The 6,559-nt window shown below is 60.9% G+C and carries 4 protein-coding genes; 3 read left to right on the forward strand and 1 reads right to left on the reverse strand.

The window, feature by feature from the left end; all coding sequences use genetic code 11:
* The first annotated feature begins 5 nt into the window (after nt 1-5).
* Complete coding sequence (locus ACK41V_RS12350) at nt 6-1,061, forward strand: acyltransferase family protein (protein WP_409782697.1); 1,056 nt, start codon at nt 6-8, stop codon at nt 1,059-1,061.
* Nucleotides 1,062-1,246: 185 nt separating this feature from the next.
* A complete protein-coding gene (locus tag ACK41V_RS12355; RefSeq protein ID WP_409782700.1) occupies nt 1,247-2,338 on the forward strand; it encodes an acyltransferase family protein in 1,092 nt (363 codons plus the stop codon).
* 53 nt (nt 2,339-2,391) lie between these two features.
* On the opposite strand, the gene ACK41V_RS12360 is transcribed toward ACK41V_RS12355, so the two are convergent.
* Nucleotides 2,392-6,189, reverse strand: a complete 3,798-nt coding sequence (locus ACK41V_RS12360; protein WP_409782702.1) for a methyltransferase domain-containing protein — start codon at nt 6,187-6,189, stop codon at nt 2,392-2,394.
* 63 nt (nt 6,190-6,252) lie between these two features.
* Here ACK41V_RS12360 and ACK41V_RS12365 point away from each other — a divergent pair.
* Nucleotides 6,253-6,559, forward strand: a 307-nt coding sequence (locus ACK41V_RS12365) for a glycosyltransferase family 2 protein (RefSeq protein ID WP_409782704.1), incomplete at its 3' end; no start/stop codon positions are given.

A 6,559-nucleotide genomic window follows, 5' to 3' on the forward strand; every position in this document is an offset into this window, starting at 1 on the left:
GGCCCATGGGTGCGCGATCGCTCAGCGAGCCTCAAGACAATGCCTTCAACGCGCTGCGCATCGCTGCCGCGTCGGCTGTGATCTTCAGTCACCATTTCCATATCACTGGCACGCGACCGCCGGCCTGGCTGCATTCAGACATGGTGGGCGGCGTCGCGGTGATGACTTTTTTCACCATCAGCGGCTACTTGGTGACATTGAGCTGGCTGAGTGATCCGCGTGTCATCGCGTTTGTCGGCAAGCGTCTGTTGCGGCTGTGGCCTGGCATGTTGGTGGCGGTGTTGGCAGACGTATTTTTGTTTGGCGCTGTGTTCACCAGGTTGCCGTTGCGTGAGTTCTTGACCCATCCAGAGACGCTGGAGCATGGGCTCAATCTGCTGCTGGTCGAGGCCTATGTGAACTTGCCTGGCGTGTTTCCCGCGAATCCCCTGGTGGGTCTGATGAACGGACCACTGTGGACGATTCCAATGGAGTTGATGTGTTACGCGGCGTTGGCGGCCCTTGGTGTGGTGGGCGTGTTTCGCTGGCGTGTGTTGGCATGTATGGTGGTGCTGGGGTATCTCGCGTTTTTTTTGACCATGCGCAATGCTGACCTCTCGGGCACCATGCACCACTGGTTTGAGTACCCGGCGTACTTTGCCTACGGCGGTTTGATTGCGCTCTTTCGTGATGCCTTCATGGCCTACGGGCGGACCGTGGTTGTGGCACTGATTCCGGTGGCTGCCACGCTTTTCTTTGGCGCCAAGCTGGAACACTCGGCGGGGCTGTTGTTGCTGCCCCCCCTGTTGATTTATCTGGGTACGCGCACAGCGCCTGTTTTCAAATGGCTGCATCGGTCAGGCGACCCCTCGTACGGTATCTACATACTGGGTTGCCCCATTCAGCAGGCCGTACAGGCGACCTTCCCGCAGTGGCCGTTTATGGCCAGTTTGTTCCTGGCGTTGTTCTTGGCGGTGGTGGCGGGCTATGTGTCGTGGCATGCGGTGGAGGGACCTGTACTGCGCCTCAAGCGCCTGCTTGTCGGCTCTGCCAGCGAGACGGTGCGAATGGGTGGCCAATGATCGCGATGGGGTGCAACTCTGTAACTGTCAATTTGCTATATAAATAGCAGCAATAAGTGCTTATTTAATAAGGGCTAGGTGCCATTTTTCCTTAAAAACCACCATGAAGTGTTTTTCAAGCCGGTTTCCGATGTTCCGGTTGCTGCGGCACCAGGGCGATTGGGCGCCATCCTGCTGGACATGCCATGTCGGACATTGATCGCAGCAACCGCTTCAACCTTCTGCGCCTGATGGCAGCTCTGGCAGTGTTTGCGGCACATGGAGATTTTCTCTATCGGCTGCATCTGCCGGTGCCTCTGCCCGGCCACAGCTTGGGCTCGCTAGCTGTCTACGTGTTCTTCTTCGTCAGCGGCTATCTGGTGTGTCAAAGCTGGGAGCGTGAGCCAGACTGGTTTGCGTTTTGGTCCAAGCGTGTGTTGCGAGTGTTCCCCGGGCTCATTGTTGCTGTGGCTTTCTCAGTGTTTGTGGTGGGCTGGGCGGTAACCACGCTGCCTTCGACGGCCTATTGGTGGGCCCCGGGAACATGGGTCAATTTCATCAACAACGCCGCTGGGCTTGCTACGGTGCAGACGCTTCCCGGGGTGTTTGAGTCCAATCCGTTTGCGCGGGCAGTCAACGGTTCGTTGTGGACCATTCGCTACGAGTTGGCGATGTACCTGTTGCTGGCTTTAGTAGCTTGGGGGGCTCGCGGACGTCGCCTTGTATATCCGGTAGTGGCGGCGTCTCTCGCCATTCTTTGGGAGGCAGCGCGCCTGGGGCTGTGGGATGCGCGTTTGGAGGCGGCTGGAGGGCCTTTGGCGGATGTGTTTCGGTGGCGTGATTTTTGCGGCTTTGGGGTCTCATTCTTTGTAGGCAGCACTGTGGCTGCCTATGGACTGCGTGCGCGCCCCTGGATGGGTGGCGTGGCACTGGCAGCGGCTGTCGTGGCGTTTTACGCCCCCGGCGCGCTACTTATCCAGTTGGCCGTGTGGGTCATGATTGCTTTCGGGACTTTTTTTATGGCGCACGTGGGCAACCCTGCGCCTGCAGAAGCGGGCCGCGCGCCGGTCGATATTTCGTACGGCGTCTACATCTATGCGTTCCCTGTTCAGCAGGCGGTCACCATGTTGTGCCTGCGAGAGGGATGGTCCTTGGCGGTCTGCATGTTGTTATCGCTTGTGCCGGTTGTGCTTCTGGCCCTGCTTTCGTGGCACGGGGTGGAGCAGCCCGCCATTCGAGCGGGCCGCCGGTGGCTGGCGGCAGCGCGACGGCGTCCTGGTCGGCCCGTCGGCGCTTGACGCTTTCAATGTGTAGGCGGGCGTGTGGCGCCGCGCGGCGATTTAAGTCGCCATCAAGCGTGGAGCCAGTTTTTCACCTTGGTTTGCCAGCGTTGGGGGATGCGCTGTGCAACGCCGCGCAGCAGGGGGTGCGAGCGCAGCCTGACGATTCCGTTGAGCAGCACTGAGCGCGCGCCCGTTTGCAATGCCGTGGGTGCGCGGTGGGCTTGCAGAAACTCCAAAGACAGTGCGATGGGGTTCTGTGCAGCGGTGCTGGTCACGCCGCTCAGGTAGCTGTCCCGGTAGTGCCAGATTACGCCTGACGCCTTTGCGGCCTGAAGGGCTTGCGCAATGGGTGCCGGTATCACCACAGGAGCGGGGGGCTGCGTGCGTGCAAAGTTCTCTGCACGCATCTTCAAGAAGGTATTCAGCCACTGGGCCGGTGTTTGGTCCCAGCGCTCCACCCAACTCCAGTCCCGTTGGTCCAAACGCTCGGCGAACGCACCAATGTCGGGGGCTGCGACGGGGAGTCCAGCCTCCAGGCAGGCGCTGAGGGTGTAACTGTAGGTCTCGGGCCATTGGGCAGGGAACCACGCGACATCAGGCTGCAGCCACTCCAGCAGGCGAGGGAGATCCTTGTCCTCGTAAGCTCCGTGCACGGTAAGGTGCGCTCGCGGCTGCGTTTGGAGATGGCGGTAGCCGTAACCCAGCAAATGAAACTCAACAGGTGCGTTGCGGCGCGCGGCTTCAATGGCGAGGGCTTCCAGCATATCCGCGCCCTTGATGGCGCTGAGTGCACCCAGCACTACCACTTTCAGGGCTGCGCCTTCGGGTCGCACGTGCGGTGTGGGAGTGGGCAGCGCGGCATCGCTGCCAAGGTCGGTGTGTGGCACTACCCGCAGTTTGGCGCCCGGAGCGAATCCCGCTATGCGTTGGCCAGTGTCTTGGCTGGGCGCAAAGACCTGCCGTGCCGCCGTCAAAAAGTGCACATTGCGGTGGCGCCACTGGCTGACGGTGCCACTGTGCGGCGCAGTGCTATCCGATGGGCAGCATGCGCATTGGCCCGGGGCCACTTCGCCCGCATAGCGGTTGTCGAGGCCGGTCAGGGAGATGTGGGTGCAGTAGCTGTAGTAATCGTGCGCGGTGAAGTCATAGCCCACACCCAACTGATGGGGCAGGTCGAGAATGCTTGCGTCGTGCCCGAGCAGATGGTGGTAATGAATGTGCGCCACACCCAGCTTGCGCAGGGCTTCGAGCATTTCTGCCGACTGGCTTTCAAGGCTGAACTGAAGAAGGAAGCCCTCAGCTTCATGGGCCCATTGCAGTCGCACCGATCGGCCGGGCGCTGGCGTGAGTGTGAGGAACTGCGCTTGATTGGAAAGGTGGGTGGCGAGTTCTCTCACGTGCCGCAAGGTACCTCCTGCGCGGTCATGCAGTACGGCAAGGACTACTTGAACGCCGGCCTCTTCCTGGGCTTTTCGCATGCGTGCAACGTCCAGGGCCATGCGGTACGGCTGCCCCGGATCGTCCTGCACAAACGCCAGCACGTCGAGCTCGTAGCTTGGGTGCAAGCGACGCAGGGTCTCCATGGCGGCACGCTCCCGAGGGCTTTTACTATCGCCAAAGCTTACGCCCCCGGTATGCAAAACAAAGGTATCCAGAAGATGCAGGTTGCGCCAGCCGGATGCGGCTGCACGCTGGCAGAAATCATTCTCTTCGCCGTATCCTTTGCCAAAATTTTCGGTGTCAAACAGTCCCACGGATATCAGGCAGTCTCGCCGGATGTACATGCAAAAGCCTACGCCGGTGGGCACGTCCACCACCGCACCAGCGTTGGTCTGCGCGCACAACGCATCAAGCCTTGCTGTGTTGTAACCCCCAGGCAGGGGGTTGTCTTTGCAAAACCTGGGGTAGCTGCAGATGGTGGCGTTGTTGGAGAACGGCGTAACAGAAGCCACCTTCTGATCGCTGTAAGCTGCGCGGTGGATGCGGTCCAGCCAGTCATTGGCAACTTCGGTGTCGCTGTTGAGGAGCAAAACATCGTTGCTGTCGCTAAGCGCCATGCCTCGATTAACGGTGCCGACGAAGCCGAGGTTTTCCGGGTTCTCTAACAGGGTGATGCGGTCATCTTGCTGGGCTCGCTCGCGCAACCATGCTGTCACTTCGGGCTCGGGGCTGGCGTCGTTGATCACGATCAGCCGCCAAGGCGTCTGGCATGTGCTGGCCAGGGCTGAGTTAATGCAAAGCTGGGTGTCTGCCAACCCACGATAGACCGGCACGATGACATCGACGGGGTGGGGCGACGGGGTCATGGCAATCGCTGCAGGTTTGGCTTGCGACGCAGCAGCAGGGGTGCGGCCGAGCAGTCGGTCCACGCGCATCTTGGCGTGAACCAGGGGGCGGGTGGCTCGGAATACGGTGGAAGTCTCGATGGTCTTAAGGTGTGAGGCCAAGGCGTTGTAGTCCTTCTGAAGGCGGGTGGCCTCTTGGTGCCACATGGAACGTTGCTGCGCCAGCGCCTTGTTACCTTCTTCAAGCACGCTGTTGCGCGCGCCAAAATTGGAAAGTGTTTGCTGCGTCTGGCTCAGTTGTTCTTGCAGGCGTGCTTGTGTTTCGCGGGCGCTCCGCTCCAACAGGTCGATGCGGTCACCCAAGGGCCGCACGGTGCCCGCTAGCGCCAGGTAGTCTGCAGACATTGGCCAGCCCAGTTCCACATCCAACGAGGTTGGCGTACCGTCAGCCGTTGCGAATACCTCTGTGGGGATGGGCAGTTCCAGCCAAGGGTCTGTGCCCGCAAGGAGCAGCAGACTGGCGCCGGAGGCAGGGGGCATAGGGGCTTGCCACGCAATCTGGCTGTGGGGCGCAGCCGCGAGCAGGGAGCGTGTGGAGGCATCGGCCTGCCATTGCCACAGAGGCCGCTGTGCTTGGTCGCGCAGGGTAAGGCTGTAGAGATGCAGGAAACCTGGGCGATCGGCCGGGTCAAGTCGCAGTTGGGTGAGTGGCTCCGTTGAAGCCGGAATCTGAAAACGTACTAGTTGTCGCTCGTCGCCAATGATCCCGGTGGCAGTGAGTTTCTCTTCTTCGGCATAGCGCCCGCTACGTCCCAGATAAAGCTGCGCGGTAAACCGGGCATGCGATTCATCGGTATTGGCGGACTGGTGCGCGGCAGTTGGCACATGTTCCACAGGGCGCGCCACGCAGATGAACTGATAGGTGAGCGCATCGGGAGCGCTGAGCAGGTGGCGTGCCACCGTAGGCGGCAAACTGTCGAACGCCACCTGAAATTCGGATTCCGGTAGCTCGCGCGTGATGGTATCCACGGCGTCCAGCTCCCAGCGTTGTTCGGCCATGAACCGAACCAGTGAGCGGCGGGTGAAGAAGCGCAGATGGGTGCGATCCAGCAGGCCCTCTTCGCGGTAGCGAAACTCGCCCTCCAGCAACTCGGCCAGCAGCCCGGAGTAGGCGGCGTTGGGAACGGAGATCAGTAGCTTTCCGTCGGGCGCCAGAAGCTCGCGGCATACCTGCAGGACGTTTTCGGGGCGCCGCAGGTGTTCGAGCACGTCGGCGCATACGATGTAGTCATAGCGCCTGGAGGCGAACATGCTGCGCAGATCGGCAGTTTCCAGATCGGCCACCTCTACGGTGCGGTAGTGTGGCTGGGCGTGGGCGGCCTCGGCCTCACTGAGGGTGACACCGTCGGAGGTGCAGTCGCGCGTTTCTTTCAGGAACTGGCCCAATGCGCCGCTGCCGCACCCGAGGTCCAGCACGGTGGCTTCGCGGTGGACCAAGCCTGCCAGGACCGACAGCGAAGTGCGCTCTCCCTCGGCAATAGAGCGCAAATACACATGCAGATCGTCAATTGAATTCGTCATCCACGGATTATGACGGGGCCAAACCGGAGGCAAGACGGGCCGCGCGGGGGACAATAGCGGGCGATGTCTGTCTATTCTTCCACGCTCGGCCCCTGTCTGGTGGTCTCCATTGTTAGCCACGGGCACAGCGCACTGGTGCAAGACTTGCTGCTGCAACTGGCACGGTGGTCGGCCTCTTCGATTGCTCGGGTCGTCCTGGTCCAGAATCTCCCAGAGCCTGCGCCCGCCGCTCCATCTAAGGGGTGGCCGTTTGATCTAAAAGTGATAGCAAATGAAACACCGCACGGTTTCGGCACCAACCACAACCGTGCGCTGAGTGAGGCGACGGAAGAGTTTGTTTGTGTACTCAATCCAGATGTGATCCTGGTGG

The organism is Acidovorax sp. (assembly GCF_046291265.1).
Taxonomy (GTDB): Bacteria; Pseudomonadota; Gammaproteobacteria; order Burkholderiales; family Burkholderiaceae_C; genus Acidovorax.

Excerpts from the sequence above, each read along its gene's own strand:
- ACK41V_RS12350 (WP_409782697.1), top strand. The coding sequence starts at position 6 with ATGGGTGCGCGATCGCTCAGCGAGCCTCAAGACAATGCCTTCAACGCG.
- ACK41V_RS12355 (WP_409782700.1), top strand. The coding sequence starts at position 1,247 with ATGTCGGACATTGATCGCAGCAACCGCTTCAACCTTCTGCGCCTGATG.
- ACK41V_RS12360 (WP_409782702.1), bottom strand. The coding sequence starts at position 6,189 with ATGACGAATTCAATTGACGATCTGCATGTGTATTTGCGCTCTATTGCC.